The 19,283-nt window shown below is 56.6% G+C and carries 16 protein-coding genes; 9 read left to right on the forward strand and 7 right to left on the reverse strand.

From position 1 onward, the window contains the following. Positions 1-16: 16 nt before the first annotated feature. A complete protein-coding gene (locus NCCP691_RS21650) occupies positions 17-409 on the reverse strand; it encodes a response regulator (protein ID WP_220810320.1) in 393 nt (130 codons plus the stop codon). Continuing rightward, a complete protein-coding gene (locus tag NCCP691_RS19920; protein WP_238482521.1) occupies positions 409-3,222 on the reverse strand; it encodes a hybrid sensor histidine kinase/response regulator in 2,814 nt (937 codons plus the stop codon). The genes NCCP691_RS21650 and NCCP691_RS19920 overlap by 1 nt, the downstream gene beginning before the upstream one ends. Before the next feature lie 662 nt (positions 3,223-3,884). Between NCCP691_RS19920 and NCCP691_RS19925 the strand changes: the two genes are divergently transcribed. Together NCCP691_RS19925 and NCCP691_RS21655 are read left to right on the forward strand one after the other, a co-directional pair. Continuing rightward, positions 3,885-4,148 carry a hypothetical protein gene (locus tag NCCP691_RS19925; RefSeq protein ID WP_220810322.1) on the forward strand — a complete coding sequence of 88 codons (264 nt, stop codon included), beginning with the start codon at positions 3,885-3,887 and terminating at the stop codon, positions 4,146-4,148. A 16-nt stretch (positions 4,149-4,164) separates the two neighbouring features. After that, entirely contained in the window at positions 4,165-4,608 is a 444-nt protein-coding gene (locus tag NCCP691_RS21655; protein WP_220810323.1) for an NUDIX hydrolase, read from the forward strand. A gap of 353 nt (positions 4,609-4,961) precedes the next feature. Here the strand turns inward: NCCP691_RS21655 and NCCP691_RS19935 are convergent, their stop codons facing one another. The 3 genes from NCCP691_RS19935 to NCCP691_RS19945 form a co-directional block, all read right to left on the reverse strand. After that, entirely contained in the window at positions 4,962-5,837 is an 876-nt protein-coding gene (locus NCCP691_RS19935) for a hypothetical protein (protein WP_220810324.1), read from the reverse strand. A 456-nt stretch (positions 5,838-6,293) separates the two neighbouring features. Then, complete coding sequence (locus tag NCCP691_RS19940; protein WP_220810325.1) at positions 6,294-7,208, reverse strand: BRCT domain-containing protein; 915 nt, start codon at positions 7,206-7,208, stop codon at positions 6,294-6,296. Between the two features lie 474 nt (positions 7,209-7,682). After that, entirely contained in the window at positions 7,683-7,952 is a 270-nt protein-coding gene (locus tag NCCP691_RS19945) for a DUF6471 domain-containing protein (RefSeq protein WP_220810326.1), read from the reverse strand. Positions 7,953-8,178: 226 nt separating this feature from the next. Here NCCP691_RS19945 and NCCP691_RS19950 point away from each other — a divergent pair, with 226 nt between their 5' ends. From NCCP691_RS19950 to NCCP691_RS19975, 6 genes are all read left to right on the forward strand, one after another. Continuing rightward, positions 8,179-9,027: a TnsA endonuclease N-terminal domain-containing protein gene (locus NCCP691_RS19950; RefSeq protein WP_220810327.1), complete on the forward strand. Its 849-nt coding sequence runs from the start codon at positions 8,179-8,181 to the stop codon at positions 9,025-9,027. A 98-nt stretch (positions 9,028-9,125) separates the two neighbouring features. Then, entirely contained in the window at positions 9,126-11,219 is a 2,094-nt protein-coding gene (locus tag NCCP691_RS19955) for a TnsB C-terminal domain-containing protein (RefSeq protein ID WP_220810328.1), read from the forward strand. Then, positions 11,206-12,831 carry an AAA family ATPase gene (locus NCCP691_RS19960; RefSeq protein ID WP_220810329.1) on the forward strand — a complete coding sequence of 542 codons (1,626 nt, stop codon included), beginning with the start codon at positions 11,206-11,208 and terminating at the stop codon, positions 12,829-12,831. The genes NCCP691_RS19955 and NCCP691_RS19960 overlap by 14 nt, the downstream gene beginning before the upstream one ends. Positions 12,832-12,835: 4 nt before the next feature. After that, entirely contained in the window at positions 12,836-13,777 is a 942-nt protein-coding gene (locus tag NCCP691_RS21660; RefSeq protein ID WP_220810330.1) for a TnsD family Tn7-like transposition protein, read from the forward strand. A 132-nt stretch (positions 13,778-13,909) separates the two neighbouring features. Then, complete coding sequence (locus NCCP691_RS19970; RefSeq protein ID WP_220810331.1) at positions 13,910-14,941, forward strand: transposase; 1,032 nt, start codon at positions 13,910-13,912, stop codon at positions 14,939-14,941. Positions 14,942-15,515: 574 nt separating this feature from the next. Further along, positions 15,516-16,439: an alpha/beta hydrolase gene (locus NCCP691_RS19975; RefSeq protein ID WP_220810332.1), complete on the forward strand. Its 924-nt coding sequence runs from the start codon at positions 15,516-15,518 to the stop codon at positions 16,437-16,439. Between the two features lie 54 nt (positions 16,440-16,493). Here NCCP691_RS19975 and NCCP691_RS19980 read toward each other — a convergent pair whose 3' ends face one another. Continuing rightward, positions 16,494-18,209, reverse strand: coding sequence for a hybrid sensor histidine kinase/response regulator (locus NCCP691_RS19980; RefSeq protein ID WP_220810333.1), 1,716 nt, complete (start codon positions 18,207-18,209; stop codon positions 16,494-16,496). A 267-nt stretch (positions 18,210-18,476) separates the two neighbouring features. On the opposite strand from NCCP691_RS19980, the gene NCCP691_RS19985 reads away from it, so the two are divergent. After that, positions 18,477-18,698: a hypothetical protein gene (locus NCCP691_RS19985; RefSeq protein WP_220810334.1), complete on the forward strand. Its 222-nt coding sequence runs from the start codon at positions 18,477-18,479 to the stop codon at positions 18,696-18,698. A 15-nt stretch (positions 18,699-18,713) separates the two neighbouring features. Here the strand turns inward: NCCP691_RS19985 and NCCP691_RS19990 are convergent, their stop codons facing one another. Further along, on the reverse strand, positions 18,714-19,262 hold the full coding sequence (locus tag NCCP691_RS19990) for a hypothetical protein (protein ID WP_238482517.1): 549 nt from the start codon (positions 19,260-19,262) through the stop codon (positions 18,714-18,716). Between the last annotated feature and the right edge of the window lie 21 nt (positions 19,263-19,283).

A 19,283-nucleotide genomic window follows, 5' to 3' on the forward strand; every position in this document is an offset into this window, starting at 1 on the left:
TCCGCCATTCTTGCTTCTATTTTAGAAGCCCGGCTGTGTATGTGTTAAGCGCTCTTGTAATGTCGGCATATCTAAAAGGCTTGGGAAACACTAAATTGAAGCCTGCAGCAATGGCAGCAGACCTATCATCGTCGCTGACGTATCCAGTAATAGCTACCAGCGGTATTTCAGATAGTTCCGGGTCTTGCCGCATCTCTCGCGCCACATCCAGACCACTCATGCTTCCGAGATTCAAGTCGCAGAAGATGATACTTGGCTTTAAGGCTCTGGCTAGTTCGAGTCCTGCTCGGCCAGTGTGTCGAATGTGAACCTCACACCCGTGTATCTCAAGGATATCTCCCAGAAGGCGAGCAAAGTCCTGGTTGTCTTCAACCACTAACGCTCGAGTATTGATTGTCCGGGTCTCCATTAATCATCCTTCTCGGTGAGCTGCGCCTGCCCTCCTTCATTCGCCACAATTTCGTTCAGCAGGCGCACCAATTCGACTGTATTGACCGGCTTAACAAGATGGTGCTCGAAAACAGCATAGTTTACTGCATCAATGTCCTGGGACTGTCCATACCCACTGACAGCAACGAGATGTGTGCGCGCTGTTGCCGGCAAGGAGCGCAGTTGGCGGGCCAGTTGGTAGCCGTCAATTTCGGGCAATCCGATGTCTAGTAGACACACGTGCGGCTGAAAGTCACGCGCTCGATTCAGCGCATTAGTCGGGTAGTACTCCACCGTAGTCTCAAACCCCGCCGAGGTAAGAAACATACCAAGCATGTCGGCGGCGTCGATATTGTCATCCACCAGTAGGACCCTACATGGCCAGTTAGCCCTAATCGAAGCAGGCCGGTTGCCTTCGACCGTGCCAGCGGCTTTTTTCACGGAGATTCGAGGCAAAGTGACTGTGAAGGTACTTCCCAAGCCGACGCCTTGGCTACTGGCTCCAACAGTACCGCCGTGTAGTTCTACTAGGCTCTTCACCAAGGCAAGGCCAATACCAAGCCCGCCTTGAGCGCGGTCCGCAGTCCGCTCTCCTTGTGAGAAAAGCTCGAAGGCGCTGCGCACAAGGTCGGGGGTCATGCCAATTCCGTTGTCACGGACGCAGATTGTTACACGATGCGGGTCGGCTTCAAGGTTCAAGTCAACACGCCCCCCATTTGGTGTGTACTTCGCCGCATTGCCAAGCAGGTTCGCCAGTACTTGAACGAGTCTCTTCTTGTCCCCCAACACCATGGCCTTCTCCAGAGGGAAGTGCATATTGAGAGCATGGCCGCGCTCCTCAGCGAGCGGCCGAATCTGTTCGACGGCCTCAGTCACCACCGCCTGAATATCAACCGGTTCTTTCTCCAACTTAGCCAGGCCCCGCGTCACTCGTGAGACATCTAGCAAGTCGTTCACTAGTTCCGTCATGTGGTGCGCGTGTCGAGCTATTACCTCACTTATTTGCCTTGTGCGGTCGTCCACAGAAGGCAACATCGCCAACAGCTCGGCGGCAGCGCTTATGGGCGCAAGAGGATTACGTAACTCGTGAGCAAGCATTGCGAGGAACTCGTCCTTGCGGCGGTCAGATTCCTTCAATGCCTCCTGATTGAGCTTATGTTCGTGTATGTCTGTGCACGTTCCCATCCACCGAATAATCCGACCGCTTTCGTCCCGTACAGGAAGCGCCCTCCCTAAAACCCACCTGTACTCCCCAGAGCGGTGGCGTAACCGATACTCAATTTCATATGGCTCACCGGTTTCTAAAGAATTGCGCCAGAGTTTCCAAGCGCGCGCTTGGTCGTCAGCGTGAAACATGTCGTTCCAACTGGCCCCATCGGTAGAGCCAACCGGCATTCCCGTGAAGTCGTACCATCGCTGATTATAGTAGTCGTGGTACCCGTCTGGACGGGTGGACCAGACCATCTGCGGCATGGCATCCGCAATTGTGCGGAACTTGGCTTCACTCTCCCGAAGGGCCGCTTCGCTGCGAACCTGCTCGGAGATGTCCATTTGCGCAACCACAGCGCTAACGATATCGTCGTGTGAATTTCGAACTGGACACGCTCTCAGAAGGATGGTGCGCCGCGAGCCAGGCATTCCGAAAGGTTCGATATCGACGACGTCACCTAATACTTCCTCTCCTCGCAATGCTCGCGCTATTGCCCACTCGTTTGGTTGAACGCGTTGGCCGTGGCGCTCCGATTGGTCCGCCCACCAACCTTTCCATTCCCCATACTCATCTACCGACTCGGATTGAGGATAGTCTCCCCAAAGGCGCCGGTTCTCGGCGTTGGCTAAGATAATGCGGCCTGATTGGTCAGCGAAGCTGATTCCAACAGGAGCGGCATCGAGTAGAGCATTCAAACGGCCTTGCTCAGTGCTTGCCAACCTGGCGGCATCTCTGGCTGCTTGCTCATTTAGCCTACTACGCTCTTCTGTGCGCTGATGCTCAGTAACGTCGTAACCTTCGATAAAAATTCCGCTGACGGCCCCGTGTTCATCGCGCATCGGCTGAAAAACGAAGTCGATGAAGATGGTGTCTAACTGCGCGTGTGGTTGCCTCTGAAGCTGGACTTCCATCCTGCGGCCAATAAATGGCTGCCCCGTCTGATAAACCTTGTCAAGAATCTCGAGGTAGCCCTGACTAGCGAGCTCCGGGAAGACCTCCTTCACAGACTTCCCCGCCAGCTCCCGTTGTCCAACGAACTGCAGGTATGCGGGGTTTGCTAATTCGTAGACATGATTGGGACCGGCGGTGATAGCCATGAAACTAGGTGTTTGTTCGAATAAGCTGTATAGCCTCTCGGTCTGCCGGTTCCGCTCTCGTTCCAATAACACGCGGTTCGTCGTCTCGACCAGTCCGCAGTGAAAGCCCTGGATTGTCCCGTCCTCATCTCGAATTGGCGTGTATGTAAAGCTGAACCACGCTGCCTCGTCCCTATCAGCGCGATGAAGAGTGAACTCGGTGTCTTCAAAACGTAGCGATTCACCAGCTAATGTTCGCTTCACTAGAGATTCGATATCCGGCCAAATGTCGGACCATATCTCCTTCAAGGGGCGGCCAAGGGCGCGCGCACCCTTTTCACGCAGTATGACAAGGTACGCGTCGTTATAAAGTAGACACAGTTGAGGGCCCCACGCTACGAACTGTGGTGCTTTTGAATCAAGTACTAGACGTACGATAGCCCGAAGCGATTGGGGCCAGGTAGCAGGGGGGCCAAGTGGTGATTCAGCCCAATTGTGTGAGCGCATCTGCGCACCAACGATGCCGCCGTCGCCTAGGAAAACGCTCGGCAGTTCAAATGTTTGAGTCACTTGTTTGCGGTTCCTATTTCTGATGCTAGCGCGAACTTATGCCTGGCTGAAACAATTTTTTCCGCCTGGAACAAGTTGTGCGATTGTTAAGTTTGAGCGCGATATGGGCTTTCACGTTCCCATTTCTAGTCCACGCGCGGGCTGACTAGTTCGGAAGCGACCGGTGGTTCTCACTCATGTCGGCCTGCAGTCGCCATCGCTGTCAGCAATTGAAACACATCCGTCCCGAGCGAAGTCTGGTGCCGTATCGTCAACTAAGCCGTTCGGCCCGACAGTGATGCTATTATGATAAAGAGTCGGGATATCATGTACCATGGGCAACTGACCTGCAACAACTGAATGGGCCCTATCACGACCAGCAAGCCCTCACCGGCGCGCGCTAACTCCATACTGACTAGCTGGTGTCCTTCGGGAATTGCACGAACACCGCTGTGCCCGACCAGTTCGCGAGCAGAGGCAATTGAACGCCCTCTGTAGCCAATCGCTCTTGCACAAGAAGTGCAATACTTGCTGAAGTGCAATTGTGAACACCTTTACCTGGATTACTCTCTACCTCGGCAAATCCTAGACTGCAGTGTCGACAAAAGGCGCCGAAGCAAATGCAAAGCGAGCTAATGACCTTGCGTACGCTCATCCAAAAGAAGCTACGCCACCTCTCCTTGCGACGGAACTCCCCGGAATATCCGGTGGGTACCGATATTCTCCTGCAGGCCGCCGCGGCAGGCCTGCAGGTGGAGGGAGACGTAACACTGATGCAGCTTTCTGACATTGTCGATTTGCGCCTGCGGGCTGAAATCCTAGCTGCCTACGGTGCCGAGCCCTCATCAAAGAAACCGCCCCCACAGTGTGACGGTAAAGACTGAACCAGGTGACAGCAAAATGACGCTCCCCTCGCAGCCGCAGGCACTGCCAGTCAGCTGTGGAACACTCGTCGTCAGCAGAAAGGGCGAAGTCCTTCTTTGCCACGTTACGGGGACCGAGAAGTGGGATATACCGAAGGGGATGCAAGATAGTGGCGAGTCCCCGCTAGAGGCAGCGATGCGCGAGCTATTGGAGGAGACGGGCCTTGTCTTTGACAAGGGGGTCTTCGAAGACCTTGGAAGCTATGACTACCGTCGAGACAAGCGCCTGCATCTTTTTCGTGTACGAGCCCCCGCAGACCTAGATAGCCTTGGTCACCTAATCTGCACTAGCCATTTTCCTCATCACGTGTCGGGAGAGCCGACACCGGAAGTTGATGGTTTCTGTTGGGCCGCTCGAAATGAAATTAGAAAACTGTGCTGGCCGAGAATGGCCGCAAGGCTACTCTCGCTAGACTGGTAGAACCAGGGCGTTCAGCGATAAGTGGGAGTAAGAAAAAACCCCGTGCCCCTACCACGGACACGGGCAAGCCAGTTCAGACACCGGAGAGATACTGTTCCGATTTCGGGACGACAGTAAGGTTCCAGAATCGTATGCAATCGACGTCGCCTCCTCAGTCGACGTTAGCTATTCACACGAATGCACGTGCAGCGTCTCCCCGGGCGCTGCGCTGCCGTTGGACAGGACTGGCTTCATACGACTTCTGCCGCGAGGTCCGCTGTAATATAGAACCTATCTCGTCCAGCTTGCTTTGCCAAGTACATTGCTTCGTCAGCCGTCGTGAGCAAGCCATCCGGCGTACTTTTCTCGGCTTTCTACCTGAACGCTAGAATCATCAGGAAAAACGCAATGAAGCCGCCGACCCATTTCAACGTCACTCGCAGCTTCTCAATATTCGTCGTGAGAGCATCAATGTTTGAGACGCTGACATTTGGCTCTATCGCGGACGTAAGAACCGCAGGCGTGTCATCTGCTGGAAGCTCTGCGTCCTCTTCCTGGTCTTGCTGAGGACGTAGGTCAGCATCGGCTAACGACAAATTGATGGAAGTCACCTCCCCGTGAGCCATCTCGGGGTTTTCGACTGTGTTGTCTTCTCGATTTGGTCTAAGAAACCAATCTGTTCTTGCTGACGGCGGCGCCCAGTTTTCGTCTGCGTAGATTCCACTTAATGTCAGACCCACAGACATCCGGCGTAAGGATTTGGAAGACACCGCGGACGCAATCTCGTCGAGCATGTCTGGTGATACCTCGCACTCGACAAACCATTCGTTATCGTTGCCAGTTTCCCAATCGCTGCGCAAGAAGCCTACGGTGGCGCCAGTGAAACGGACCGGTTTGTCATACTTCCTTGACCAATCTTCGCGTCGTTCCCGACCCTCTATGTCTAGCGTTCGAAAGGCAATTGTAAGCCTGCGTGTTTTGTTGTCTGGCTCCCCAATAATGGAAATCGACCTACCTTCGAGTGAAGCAGTGCCGAGCACATAGAGCGACAGGTTCGGCGGAGCCGGAAGGTCCTCGTTGAGTAAATGTATTTGGCTTCCGCCGCGGTGCACCTGAAGCTTCTCAACATCTAAACGCATTGTTCGTACAGGGTTGAGGTAGTACGTTTCTTCTTTTCCCTCCGGCGTCTCGATGACCAGCTTACCTTCCGCTTCAGACTTCACCTGGACAATATACCTCTGTGCTTTCATCACATTACTCGATTTCAGTTAGATTCCTGCGCGCGTGGAGCGGCAGTGAGTATCTTCGACCCAGCTAGTTGGGCAGGACGTTCCGAGTGTCCATTCGGAGCCATCACTTAGTGTTTTGGACCGAGAAAGCCTCTAATGTGCTCCTGGGCGAACGCAACCTGCTCTAGCCTTGCTTTGATGCCGCGAGAGAGTTGGGCGTAGGTGAAGGAGCCAGGTGACTGCTCGGGTGGCAGGATTCCAATGAATTGAAACGGCTGGACTTGGCTCTGTTTCACTGGCTTGCTACTCTCGGCCAGTTCAGCGACTAGCCGGGCCCACTCGCTGCTAATAAGTGCACTAGCAAAGTTGGCTCTTCGAAGGTCGCCGGCCTCGATAGCGGTTGCAAGCGTGTCGAGAAAAGTATCAACGGAGGTGTAACGAGTCATAGTGGGCAACCGGTTTGTTCTGTTGTTCGTCTCAATAGCTGCCGTCGCTGCCAGTCCTTGCGTCCACTACTGCGTCGTGAAAATCATGCTCGTGAACGAGGACAATGCGCTTTCCCTGCTTCCGAAGTTCCACTGCCTTCTCCACTTTGCGGCCGTAGCACGCATACGCCCAGCAGGGATTGCCGTCAGCGCCAATGACTAGATAATTGACCTTGCCACTTACGCCACTCACGACTACGCCACCCAGTCCCTGCACAAAGCCGGAAAGCTCGCTGCGACTATACTTCGACGACTCGCCCGTGAAGCAGAAAGTCGAGTTAGCAAACGAAATTTCTGGGCAAACTGCGCAAAGGCCAGTTAGAAGCGCGTCCTCCGACACAAGCGGTGAGGTGATTGCCCGGTCATCGTAAAGTGCGACAAACTCGGTGAAGAAGCCCTGGATAAGCCGGTGCTCCTGCTCGTCGATACGTCCATCGGCTAGAACTTTTGTGACGAGGCTGTCAATTTCATCGTATGGCCAGCAAGTCTTCAGGTGCCCATGGTTGGCAAGCCAAGCAGACAAACCACGAAGCTCATCCTCCGTCACCTCGCCGTCTGCAGCAATGGCACCAACTAACGCGTGCAGGCGCTGCATATCGGCTGTAACCAAGTCGAAGAACTGGGTGCTCCGCAGACTCTCGCAGAGCCAAACAATGTCCTGCTGCTCGTCTTCCGTCAGAACTCCATCTTCGAGGGCCCGAATGACAACTGGGACCAGCTCATTGAAGGGGTGCTTCCCTGCGACCTCGAGGTGCTCCCCTACCCAGGCGCGCAAAAAGCCTACCTCCGTGACACTAATTCTTGCATCAGCCGAGATGCCCTCGACGATTCCAAGCAGCGAGTTGATGGACTTTTCGAGGCGGGCTTTGCCCGTAAAGTGAAAGTACGACGGCAGGTCCTTCTGCATGCGAGCTCCGGTTCGTATCGTTTTTCAAAGCTCAAGTCTACCCGGCAGGTGTTTCAATCAGACATACCATAAATATGGGGGAGAGGCTCGAGCGAATGGCCGCAAGGGCCGACTAACTCGGCCACGCTACACCTTGTTTCTCCGCTACTTCGGCGGTACTAACGGGAGGAATATGACGAGGTATATGGATGTCTGGGAACTGGCTGATTTTCTGGGTCAATCCCCGGCGGCCGTCCTACGGCAACTTAAAGCGAACCCCAGTCGGCTGCCTCCACGGTTATATATTCCGCCTGGGAAGTTACTACGCTGGCGCCTATCCGATGTTGAGCTTTGGCTTAATGAACAGGCTCAGCTAGGACGAGATTACAAAAAGTGCAAGTAACGGACGCGCGGTGACCATTAAGGCCTTTGAGGAGGTGGGCGATAACTAGTCCATCTGCTGCCTCAGCAGTAAACTTACTCCCCCTCCAGCTGTCAGTCTTCCCGAGCGGACGTTACCGGGCCACCTGACACATCTAGCGTCCGGACGTCCATCGCCCTCAAACACTGCAAAAGAAACGCTGCAGAAAAGGTGCCCCGCGAAACTTTACTTGCTACCGACCGCTCGGTTTCCGCAACGCCCATCCCATTCAGTCGCCGGACGAGCTCCTTATAACCGATATCTCGGATTTTCATCTCGAAACGAAGCGTGCGCCGCGCCTCACCCTTCCAATCAACCTTCTTCTGCACTGTTTTATTGCTCATTTGCAACTAAATCGCGTAGGCGCGTTACGGCAGATACATCTCATATTTGAGATGTATCTACGCATTTATGAGAAACAAATCGTAGATTTGCGATAAATGGCTTACCGAGGGTTTTCAGTGTCTATACGTCGAACCCGCATTAGGGGAACAGAGCGGTAAGTGCCACGTGCGTAAGCATAGAGGAATTGCCGCGTTGAGGACATTGAATTGCATAAGGGGAAAATCTATGAGGGGCATCCGGAAATGGACCGAGGGGGCTATCGAAAGGCTGCAGCTAGAAGGTCGCGGCAAGGGCACGAAGGAAAAGTATCTTCCTTGGATTGAAGCTACCGAGATGTCGTCTTTGGGACGCAGCCGACGGGTACAGGGCATTAAAGTGCAGCGCGAGCACCACTTCCTATCGGACGTCGAGTGGAATCTGTTTCTGCTACTCGAGTACAGCCAAGACGTCGTCGACATCCGCGAACAGTACCCGCTCGACCGAGAACTCACCGTAGAAATTGCGGCAAGCCTCGGGATTCGTCATCCCTACTACCCTGGCACGCACGTCCCAACTGTTATGACGAGTGATTTCCTCGTTACTCGCTCCTATGAAGGGAGGCTTGTGCATGAGGTGTTTGATGCCAAGCGTGAGCAAGAGGCCGAAGATGCGCGCTCGATTGAAAAGCTGCAGATTCAGAGAGCCTATTTTAATGGGATGGGTTACCGGCACCATCTCGTCTTTCATTCCTCAATTCCCACGTTGAAGGTAAAAAACGTAGAGTGGGCTAGACAGGCCGTCCCCAAACTGGGCGAGCTAGCAGAATTTACGGATTGCTTGTCTGACGCCGCTACGACAATGCGCGCCGAAATTCAGCAGTACTCCAAGCGCAGCATCACTCTCTCCCAGTACTGCACCGACTTCGACTATCGCACCGGATTCCCCCGTGGGACTGGCTTGCGCACGGCGCGGATTCTTATCCATAGCCATGAAATAGCCACCGACCTGAATAACCCCGACCTACCCAACTCTCCGCTATCCGCCTTCCGAGTCATAGTGCCCGTCGTTGCAGCCACTCGCCTCGGAGCCAAATAATGCTATGCCGGAACGAGGTCTTCGTTGACCACTCTACCGGTCGCCGGCTGCGGCTTCTCCATATTGACGTTGATAGCGACGAGGCGGTGACATTCGACATGAGCGCGCCAGACAGCGCGCTACCAGTCGTCGAGTCTTGGAATCGTCTCGTGGAAATGGAGCAAAATGGCAGAGTAACTCTTGACGAGGGCCAAACTGCTCTTGCGAACGAAAAAAGAGCAAGCGTCGCAGCCCAGCAGCGACGCGACGCGGCGTTCAAACGGATTGAGCCATTGGTGAAGAAAACCGAGTTATTTCACAAAGAGACGCGGTTCTCACTTATCAGAGAACGCGCAGCAGAGGTCGGATGCTCGGTCATTACGTTACTGAAGGACCTCCGCCGGTACTGGTTTGGCGGCCAAACTAGAGCCGCGCTTCTCGCCAATTTCCATCGATGCGGTTACAAGGATGCATCCCATCGGAGCACGGCAGGGCGCAAGCCAAGCCTCTCCAGCTATGACATCTACCAAATAACGCAAGCCGACGAAGTGCGCATGCATGCCGTCATCAAAAACGTCTATTTGCGGGCCAACGGGCTGAACAAGTCCACTATCACCGACGCTTACGACCGACTGCTCCAGGCACATTACTCATACAACGATGGTAACGGCAAACGGCATATCAAAGAAAAAGGTGAGCGCCCCACATATCGACAGTTCTCCAGCTTCTTGCACAAACATTATTCGTTCGAAGCAATTACTCGCCGCCGTAAGGGAAATGCCGAGTTTGAGCGCGACTTTTCAGCAAAACTTGGCAGCGCTCTGCAGGATTGCCTCGGTGTCGGCCATATGTACGAAATTGACGCGACGATTATCGACGTCTACGCGGTATCCAAACACGACAGGTCACGCATTATTGGCAAGCCAACGTTGTATCTGATTGTTGACCGGCGGAGCAGGCTCATAGTCGGATTCTACGTAGGCCTAGAAGCGCCTTCCTGGCCAGCCGCGATGCATGCAATTCTGTCGATAGCCGAAGACAAAGCCGCGCTTTGCGCCCGCTACGGAGTTGAGTATTCGCCGGCCGACTGGCCCGCGCATGGAATTTTCCCCGGAATGTTTCTGGCTGACCGCGGCCCGGAAATGACCTCAAAGAACAGTAGCAACATCGTTACCGGACTCGGAATAACCGTCGCGAACCTTCCTCCGCAGAGGCCGGACTACAAGCCAAACGTCGAATGCGGCTTCAAACTGCTACACCGTTCGATTGCCGATGCTACTCCCGGTTACGAGCCGCCAGCAAATGTCATGAAGCGACAGGGGAAAAAATATGACAAAGATGCTTGCCTGACGCTCGACGAATTAATCTCCATAATCCTAAAGGCAATCATTAGTTATAACAAGAAGCCTATGCCGGGATATGAGCTACCAGTCGCGGATATGTTGAGCGGGGTCCTTCCTGTACCCGCAGCCATCTGGGCCCGCGAGGCACCGGCACGGGCCGGTGCTCTCACTCGATACTCGGTAGATTTTGTACGATTCTCGCTCTTACCCGACGATAAAGCAGTTGTGACAGGCGAAGGAATTCGGTTCAAGGGCTGCTACTACAAGATGCCAACCGCCGAACAAAATGAATGGTTTGTCAGGGCTAGGAAAGGCACTTATTCAGTCAGCGTTTCTTATGACAGGCGCATAGCCGATTCTATCTACATTCACGACGAGAGAGACCCCCAAAAATACTATGTCGCGAAGCTAAAAGACAAATGCGCCGACTATCTGGGACTTTCATTTGCCGAGGTCGAAGCGTACGAGGCAATGAAGCGCAAGCAGCAACCAGTGTACGAGCAGATGACCCGCCAGTTGACATCTGAGCTCCACGAACATGCTGACGAGGTGGCTGCGCAAGCCAAGAAGCTAACGCTGGTTGCAACACAAGGTAAATCGCGGTCGGCCCGCAAGGCGGACACTGCAGAGGAACGCCAGACCGAACGGCGTTTGCGGCGACAGGTGGAAGCTGCTATTCCGGACCAAATGCCGACCAATTACGTACAGCACGCAGACGCGATTGCTCCACGCATTTACGACCCGGAGCCTTGCGATGCTACCAGCGTCCCGGCGGACAGTGTCATTACGCCTCCGCGTAAAGACAAGCCACTTACATTGCCAGAGAGACTCAGACTGAAACGGATGGAGATTGAGAATGAAACAGCATAATTTTGCCGCAATTGTTATTGATGCGCAGTACTCAGAGCAACGTATTCCTCGATACAAAGGGAACCCCCTGATTGAAGCCTTACCGCCTTCACTGGATGACTACGAACTCGCAGACGCCTTGACGCAGAAGCCGCAGTTCGAGGCAGAACAGCGGCACTGGCCCATCCATGAGCGCATGCAATTGGTATCTGGTCTTTCGAGCTTCATGCTACCTCTTGCGCGGCATATCGAACTAGCCCGAACGTTAGATACACTGATGCGCGACGGCTATGTTGGCCGCGAACCGAGGACGTTGCAGCATACGCTCACGCTTCAGAAGATTTACGAGAATCAGAAGGCCGGTCGCTCGTTTGACTCCCGACTGGCGTCCACTACTCCCCAGCTGTCCACGTCGCTCATCGGCATTTCTGGGGTTGGAAAGTCGACGACTGTCGAGCGAGTTCTGTCAATGATGCCGCAGGTGCTATATCACGCTGAGCTCGGCGTCTGGCAGATTCCGTATTTGCATATTGAAACCCCACATGACGGCGTTAGCGTAAAAGGGCTAGCACATTCGATACTACGAAAAATTGATTCGTTGATTCCAGACGCGAATTACTACGAACTGTATGCGCTCCGGGGTAAGCCTAGCGTCGAAACTCTCATGAACCACGTCGCACGAGTCATGCATATTCACTGTGTCGGGCTTCTTGTCGTGGATGAGATTCAGAATCTGGAGAACGCGCGGAAAGACAAGCAAGCGCTTATGACGCTCCTTGTGTCAGCATCAAATGAGCTGCGCGTGCCTATAATGTTCATTGGAACAAACAAAGCTCGTCATATACTTGGCCTGGACTTCCGCCAAGCGCGGCGCTCGGCGGGAAAAGGATGTGCGTACTGGGACCGCTTGGGGAGGGGGATTCCCGAAGAGCCCGACGAGTGGGACGACTTTGTGCGCTTTCTGTGGCCGTTCCAGTGGACGAACAATCCAGTAGAACTGACCCCCCATCTTTCCGATGTGCTCTATCACTACTCGCAAGGGATAATCGACATCGCAATCAAAATCTTCGCCGCTTGTCAGTGGCGGGCGATGCTCGACGGCTCCGAAACTATTACGGCTCAGCTCATCGACTCTGTCGCAAAGAAGGAGCTGTCGATGGTAATGCCAATGATTGCAGCTCTACGAATGAATGATTTGAAAGCGCTGGAGGCTTACGACGATATCGCTCCGCTCGGATTTGATGTGATGCTCCGAAACGCCGAGAACCAATTTCTCGGCAAACGACTCCGAGCCGCTTCTACGAGGCCTGGCGACGCGAACTTTGCCCCTTCGGTGACTGCTGCTCTCACCGGTCTCGGAATTGAACAAAGCCGCGCGGAAGGTGTAGTTGCGGATGTCGAGTCGGATGGACAAGCAAAGAACGCGCTAGAGGGCGTTACGCTTGCCTTGAAGCGCTTTCAAGCTCCGACGAAGGTTAGAATAAAGCAACTCGAGATAAGGCCAGAGACGGTATATGAGCCGGGCGACCTCAGGAATGCTCTCAATTTAGCCAAAGCCGAGCAGACGACGGTGTTGGAGCAGCTCCGCCGAATGGGCGCGGTGTGTGACGTCGGTAAAGTACTGCCAGTGTAGCCCGATGCTCTACTTCCCGCGCCCCCTTCCTGACGAGTTACTGGGTAGTTTGTTAGGAAGAGCGTGCCGGGAAACCGGCCTGACACCCACAAAGTTACTCTTTGCAATCACGGGCGAGCGGATGTACCAGAGCTCAGTCTTTCTCCCAACGTTTCTACGTCGGTTGGCCTCGCTCACTCAATCCGACGTCGAGTACCTTTTGTACGGCCACAGTACTTTTCCCTACGCGGTTAGCTTCATGCCTGCGAAGCCTGCAGGGCAAATCCTTGGAAAAATATTGAGTGCCCAAGCGAGCAAGAATGACTACGGTTCGCTTATGCAAACGGTCGTGAGTGGAGTACCCTTTCGACGCAAATGCGACAAGTGTGCGGAAGAGGAACTGTACAAATTCGGTATCACATACTGGCATCGGAGCCATCACTTGCCCGGTGTGCACTATTGTTTGAACCACCGGCGGCGACTCAATGAGACTGGAATTCCCATCCGGCGAATCAGCGGTGCGCTCTTTCATGCAATGCCACACGAAATTGACGGAGCAACGACGCACCTCGACGTTTCGGAAGACTTACTCTCGGAAGTTGCCGTGCACTCCGTGAAGGCGCTGGAGTATCGAGGTACGCATGCAGATACCTACTTCTGGCTCAGCCGTTTTAGGGAACTTGCGGAAAGTAAAGGATACGTTAAATCCTCCACGTTCGTTGCTACCAGACTGCTCGCGCACGATGTTTTAAGTGCTTTCGGTACCAGATTTCTTACAGAAGCGGGATGCAACTACACCCCTGACAATCCTAACGCATGGCCGGCGCGGCTTGTAAGGCCTTGCACGAAACCGGAATATTCTGCCCCCAAGCACATTCTCCTTTTCACGTTCCTTAGTACATGCGGCAACGCGGCGTCTCGCGTCCAATACCGGAAACCCGGCCCGAAATCAAAGTGCCAAAGTTAGTTCGAGCAATCTAAGCGTTTGTTCAGCAAGCGTCCCTGCACGCTTTCTGTCGCAAGCTTGAGTCCATGACAGCCGTTTTGCCACTACAAGGCTAAAGTCATTAGCTACACCCCTCATTTCTAGGGGGTTGGCATGAGATGGATTCAAGGGTTGAAAAGGGATGGCAATAGTCTTGTTGTCGAGGCGGTAGACAAGGGAGGAACCCCGGTAACACATGCGGTTCACATCCTCAGTGAGCTTCCTGACATCGGAGGAACTAAGAAAAAAATAAAGTTCGACACCGTGCTTCAAGACTGGAAACAAGTTGGAGCGGATGGTTACATGCGCGCCATGGGCATTGCGGCAGCCTGCGAACAGCGACACGTCGTATTCGAACTCGTCAATGACGGCTTTACTTATCTCTTGCCGGCGCAAGTGGTTCTCAAAGCTTTCTTTCGTCCGCTAAAGCAAATCTCAAGTCATCTCTTCAGGCCGCAAGGCCTTGAGCAAGTCTGCGTTCCCAACTTCGTCGCAAGTAATGTCAACTTCCTGATGACCGGATTGAGCCATCGGACACAGGCGTGCAAGTCGTTGCAGCGTCCGCTGTCCTGGTTCTGGTGCTTCCCGTCAGCGCGTCGTATGTGGAACAGTGTCTATGACTATGCCCGGCGCGGAATACTCGGTTGTGACCTCGCCCTCGGTAGTGCCCGGATTGTTGTCACGGGTGTGAAGAAGGGCGGAGCATTCCTCGTCACCGAAATGACTGTACTCCAGGTAATCTCGGATGAAACACCATATGCTTTCGCTCTCGGCCATCCTCAAAATATTGTCTTCCACGAAGGCGTTGCCTTCCGAGGCCGCACGTTGTCAGACTTTGTCGCGCGGAAGGACAGCGCGATAAGCGCAGTCAACGGCGATTGGAGTCTCAGTGATAACGAGTGGCGGCACATCTATCCGCTGTTTGAGCAACAAGAAAAAAGAGGAAGAAAACATCGCAGGCATGAGCTTCGCGCCCTCCTGGACGGAATTTTGGGAAAACTTGGCAGCGGCATCCCCTGGATGAAGTACTCGTTTACAGCAGGCACTTGGTCCAACGCCTGCAAGTTATACGGCGAATGTCGCAAAGATGGTCGGTGGGACCAAATCGAGTCAATCTTGCGTCGCTCTCGAGATAGCGCGGGGTAACAAACGTAATGGGAAACATCGGCCGGCATGATTGCCGGTTTTTTTCTTGTTGTATGTCCAGTTCAGGTTTTAATTGGAGACCCGTGTAACACACGTGCGACCGGAAGTTCAGATGAAGATTGTCAGCTCAATACGGTGCGTGTTGGAAAATTCAAGCAAATCAGGTGGTTACAAACACGAGCAGTTCAGGTTTTATTTGTCGCGAACCAGCGCGAAGTGTGTTCCTGCCAGAAAAACCCCCTGAATTTGCTTGCAGCCTGCAGCTATCGCCGTACAAGGTGAATGAGGTGCCAGCCTTCAGGCCATTCGCGGAGGAGCTGGCGGACTGAACCCAAGTGACCATACCGCGCAGAAGACGCCAATTCGAGCGCCGTCCGGGTGAAGCACCAGAGTCCCCACTCGCGCATACCCGCGGAGTACGCGGCCGGCCGACGGTATCGAACGTCGCCAAGTCGATGTGACTGCGTGCATGCCGTTGTTTGACAGCCCATGACCTGGAAAAACAGAATAGCGAGCGGGGGAAGCCGGCGCTCCCCTCCCCGATTCATCTCCCACACACGCACAAAGGCTTGCCATGTCCAGCACTCAACTGAGAATTCCCGCCGATTCGCCACTGTCCTGGCAAGCGAGGCTGACCCGGCTCGTCGTGCGCCTGTTCTTCAAGCCTGTCCTCGGGCCGCGCGTGCCGATCCGCTGGCAGCGTCGCATGTGCGAGGCGATGAAGTACACGCTTGTCCGGCCTTCGGGGGTACGGCGCGAAGCGGTTTCGGTGGCAGGCATCAGGGTGGAAAAGCTGAGTACCGATGCCGCCGCCCGCGACCGGCGCGTGATCGTCTACTGGCACGGCGGCGGCTACGCGATCGGATCGCCCGGGATGCTGCGCAGCGTGACGATGCGGCTGGCGGGGCTGACCGGCCTTCCGGTGTATGCGCCCGCCTATCGGCTCGCGCCCGAGCATCCGTATCCCGCGCAACAGGAGGATGGCATGGCGTTCGTGCGCGCGCTGGCGGCGGAAGGCGTGGAGGTGTCCGACATGATCTTCGCCGGCGACTCGGCGGGCGCGAACCTGGCGCTGTCGGTGGCCCTGCAATGCCGCGACGCCGGACTCGGCCGTCCCCGCGGCCTGGTGCTGATATCGCCATGGGTGGATGTCCTCGCGGAGCGGGACGACGGCCTGCACCAGGATGCGATGCTGAGCGCGGCATGGAGCAGGCAGCTGGTCGAGGGCTATCTTCCCCGTGGAGCGCGCGAGCGGTATGCATCGCTGGCCGCGAGCGACTTCAGCACGATGCCGCCCACGCTGATCCAGTTCACGTCCGCGGAAATGCTCGCGCCCGACGCGCGCATGCTGGCGCGGATGATGCGGGAGGCAGGCGTGGCGGTATCCCTCGACGATGTGCCGGGCATGTGGCACGACTATCAGTTGCATGCCGGTCTCGTGCCGGAAGCCACCCAGGCCCTGCGCCGCGCGGCGCAATTCGTCGGGTCGCTCGCGTAGGGCGGAGCCGGCGAGAATGTGCCGCCGCAGAGGAACACTGCAACGCCTCCCTGCTTACCGGTCTGCCCGCACCGTCAGGATGGCGGGCAGTTCGACAGGATTCACTGGTTTGACCAGGTGCATGTCGAACCCCGCGGCCGCGGCTTTGCGCTCGGTGTCCGGGCCGCTGTAGCCGCTCAGCGCGACCAGCCGCACACCGCGGGTTTCCGGCGTCATGCGCGTGCGGCGAGCGACTTCGAAGCCGTCGAGCCCTGGCAGGCCGATGTCGACGATGGCGACGTCGGGACGCTCCTGCAGCATCCGCTGCAGTCCCTCCTCGCCGGTCTCGGCCACCTCCACCTGGTAGCCGTATGCCTGCAGGAGATTCTTCAGCGTCATGCGCGCATCGACGTTGTCTTCGATGAGCAGCACGCGTGTGCCCGGTACCTGGCCGGCGGGGACGGTGCCGCGTCCACCTCGTTGTTCGGGCAGGGAGACGCCCGCATCCAACGGCAGCCGTACCGTGAAGGTGCTGCCATGCCCGATGCCCTCGCTGTATCCCTCGACGGCGCCGCCATGCATTTCCACCAGCTTCTGCACCAGGGTGAGGCCGATGCCCAGGCCGCCTCGCGCGCGGTCGATCTCCGTGTCGACCTGAACGAACATGTCGAATATCCTGGACAGCATGTCGGGCGGGATGCCGCGACCAGTGTCCTTTATGCGCAGCACGCCCCATGACCCGCTGGCCGCGGTTTCATTGCCCAGCACGATATCGACCCGGCCGCCCGACTCGGTGTACCTCGCCGCGTTCGCGAGCAGATTGGTGAGCACCTGTTCGAGGCGCGTGGCGTCGCCCCACATGCGGTAGGCGCCCGGCGTGATGCTGGTGCTTACCGCCAGTCCGCGCTCGTCGAGGAGTCCGCGCACCGCGTGCAGCGCGCTGTCGAGGATGTCGCGCAGGTCCAGCGCCTCCCTGCGCAGGTGGACCGCGCCGCGGCTGACGCGCGACACGTCGAGAAGATCGTCGACGAGACGGGTCAGATTGCCGAGCTGCCGGTAGCAGACGTCGCGCAGCTCCGCGGCCTTCGATGCATCGTTTCCGACGATGGCGAGCAATTCCAGCGCGGTGGAAATGCCGGCGAGCGGATTGCGCAGTTCATGCGCAAGCATCGCCAGGAACTCGTCCTTGCTCTGCGCCTCGTCGCGTGCGGTCTGCGCATACCGCATCAATGCTTCGTTCGCGTGCCGCAACTCCCTGTTCTTTTCGTCGATATCCCATCCGCGCTGCAGGATCTCGGCTTCCATCTGCCGGTTGCGGGCGCTCAGCTCGGCGCTTTGCTTCTGGCGGCTCTCGTTCTCCTCCTGCAGGCGCATGTAATCGGTCACATTGCGTACGCCGTGGATGATGTAGATCATCTCTCCGTCCGGCGCGATCACCGGCGTGTTGACCGGGCTCCAGTAGCGCACTTCGAAACCCATTCCGTCGCGCCTGGGGACGTCGTAGCGCTGTATCACCATCGTGTCGGGCGAGCGCGTCGCCACCACGCGCAGCAGTGACGCGCGCAGGTTGCGCGTAGAGTTGGCCTCCGGCGTATGGGGGTTGTCGGGAAAGGCGTCGAATACGCCTCTGCCCAGCAGGACTTCCCGTGTGGTCAGCGTGTCACGCCGATAACCCTTCGTCACCCCGACGATGGTGAAGTCCGCATCCGGGAGCAGGATGAGAAACGAACCCGGGGAGCTGTCAAACAGCAGCTCGAAATGCTGCACGGGGATATCGCTGGTGTGAGTCATCGTTGGACGCGGGCCGCCGCGGCGGGCGGCCGACGAAGGAAGTTTCAGATATGACATGACACCACGGCGGATGTTCCCTGCGTCACAGCCCGCCGCACTCGCGCTCGCCGGCGACAGCCCTGCCGGAAGAATCGAAAACGGTTCGCGCGGAAATGCCGTCCCGCCACTCACACGCGATATCGCAAACCCGCGCGCGGTTGCGTCAACCATGGCGAGGGACCGCTGTCGCAGCAAGGGATAACTCGTGATTGACCAGGTGAACGACAGATGCCTCGCCCAACTTCCTTGCGCAACCCGGACAGCCTGCCCCGGCCGCCCTTCGACGACCCGGCAGCCGATGCTTTCATACGCGGCCAACTGGCGCGCCTGCGGAAGGCGCGCGACACCCTCACGCGGGAGCGGCCTGCGGTCGGCCCCGACGTGACGGTGGATGAAGTCGTCGAGATCTTCGACGACGAGATCGCGCGCCTGCTGCGACAGCTCGCCTGAAAGAAGCGGACCGGCTCAGCGCCCGCGCTGGGACATGCGCCCGAGCGCGATCGCGAGCGCGGCGCCGCCCAGCGCTTTCACCAGCGTCGGATTGCGCGCGTAGAAGCCGCTCATCTGATCGATGATGCCGGGATTCTCGCGCTCCGCCTCGCGCGCCAGTGCCTGGAATTCATCCGGGCTCACGCGGTCCGCATCCTCCGGACTCACGCGCATCTGCTGCTGCCCCAGCATGCCGTTGAGCAGGCCGCCGAGCCCGCCTCCACCGCCGCCGATGCCGCGGCTCAGCATGGAGCCGACCACCGCCGGTCCGAGCGCGCCGAGCAGCTGGTTCATCATGCCTGCGCGCTGGTGCGAATCGGCCTGGCCGAAAAGCTGGCCCGCCATGCTGGCGAAAGGCGGCGTCTGGTCGGAGCGGAACGCGGCCGACAGACCGTCGGCCAGCTCGTCGTGATGGGAGGATTGCGCCACTTCGTCGAAATGCTGTTCCACTTCACGGGGCGCCTGCTGAGGGTTCATGCCGCCGTACTGCTGCAGGATCTTGCCGATATCAAAGCCGAATGCCATGGTGTTCTCCTTCTCCTTGCC

This window comes from Noviherbaspirillum aridicola (genome assembly GCF_019656455.1).
GTDB lineage: Bacteria > Pseudomonadota > Gammaproteobacteria > Burkholderiales > Burkholderiaceae_D > Noviherbaspirillum > Noviherbaspirillum aridicola.

Excerpts from the sequence above, each read along its gene's own strand:
- NCCP691_RS19955 (WP_220810328.1), top strand. The coding sequence starts at position 9,126 with ATGAGCGCGCCAGACAGCGCGCTACCAGTCGTCGAGTCTTGGAATCGT.
- NCCP691_RS19990 (WP_238482517.1), bottom strand. The coding sequence starts at position 19,262 with ATGGCATTCGGCTTTGATATCGGCAAGATCCTGCAGCAGTACGGCGGC.
- NCCP691_RS19970 (WP_220810331.1), top strand. The coding sequence starts at position 13,910 with ATGAGATGGATTCAAGGGTTGAAAAGGGATGGCAATAGTCTTGTTGTC.
- NCCP691_RS19985 (WP_220810334.1), top strand. The coding sequence starts at position 18,477 with ATGCCTCGCCCAACTTCCTTGCGCAACCCGGACAGCCTGCCCCGGCCG.
- NCCP691_RS21655 (WP_220810323.1), top strand. The coding sequence starts at position 4,165 with ATGACGCTCCCCTCGCAGCCGCAGGCACTGCCAGTCAGCTGTGGAACA.
- NCCP691_RS19950 (WP_220810327.1), top strand. The coding sequence starts at position 8,179 with ATGAGGGGCATCCGGAAATGGACCGAGGGGGCTATCGAAAGGCTGCAG.
- NCCP691_RS19935 (WP_220810324.1), bottom strand. The coding sequence starts at position 5,837 with ATGAAAGCACAGAGGTATATTGTCCAGGTGAAGTCTGAAGCGGAAGGT.
- NCCP691_RS21650 (WP_220810320.1), bottom strand. The coding sequence starts at position 409 with ATGGAGACCCGGACAATCAATACTCGAGCGTTAGTGGTTGAAGACAAC.
- NCCP691_RS21660 (WP_220810330.1), top strand. The coding sequence starts at position 12,836 with ATGCTCTACTTCCCGCGCCCCCTTCCTGACGAGTTACTGGGTAGTTTG.
- NCCP691_RS19945 (WP_220810326.1), bottom strand. The coding sequence starts at position 7,952 with ATGAGCAATAAAACAGTGCAGAAGAAGGTTGATTGGAAGGGTGAGGCG.
- NCCP691_RS19925 (WP_220810322.1), top strand. The coding sequence starts at position 3,885 with ATGCAAAGCGAGCTAATGACCTTGCGTACGCTCATCCAAAAGAAGCTA.
- NCCP691_RS19960 (WP_220810329.1), top strand. The coding sequence starts at position 11,206 with ATGAAACAGCATAATTTTGCCGCAATTGTTATTGATGCGCAGTACTCA.
- NCCP691_RS19940 (WP_220810325.1), bottom strand. The coding sequence starts at position 7,208 with ATGCAGAAGGACCTGCCGTCGTACTTTCACTTTACGGGCAAAGCCCGC.
- NCCP691_RS19975 (WP_220810332.1), top strand. The coding sequence starts at position 15,516 with ATGTCCAGCACTCAACTGAGAATTCCCGCCGATTCGCCACTGTCCTGG.
- NCCP691_RS19920 (WP_238482521.1), bottom strand. The coding sequence starts at position 3,222 with ATGCGCTCACACAATTGGGCTGAATCACCACTTGGCCCCCCTGCTACC.
- NCCP691_RS19980 (WP_220810333.1), bottom strand. The coding sequence starts at position 18,209 with ATGACTCACACCAGCGATATCCCCGTGCAGCATTTCGAGCTGCTGTTT.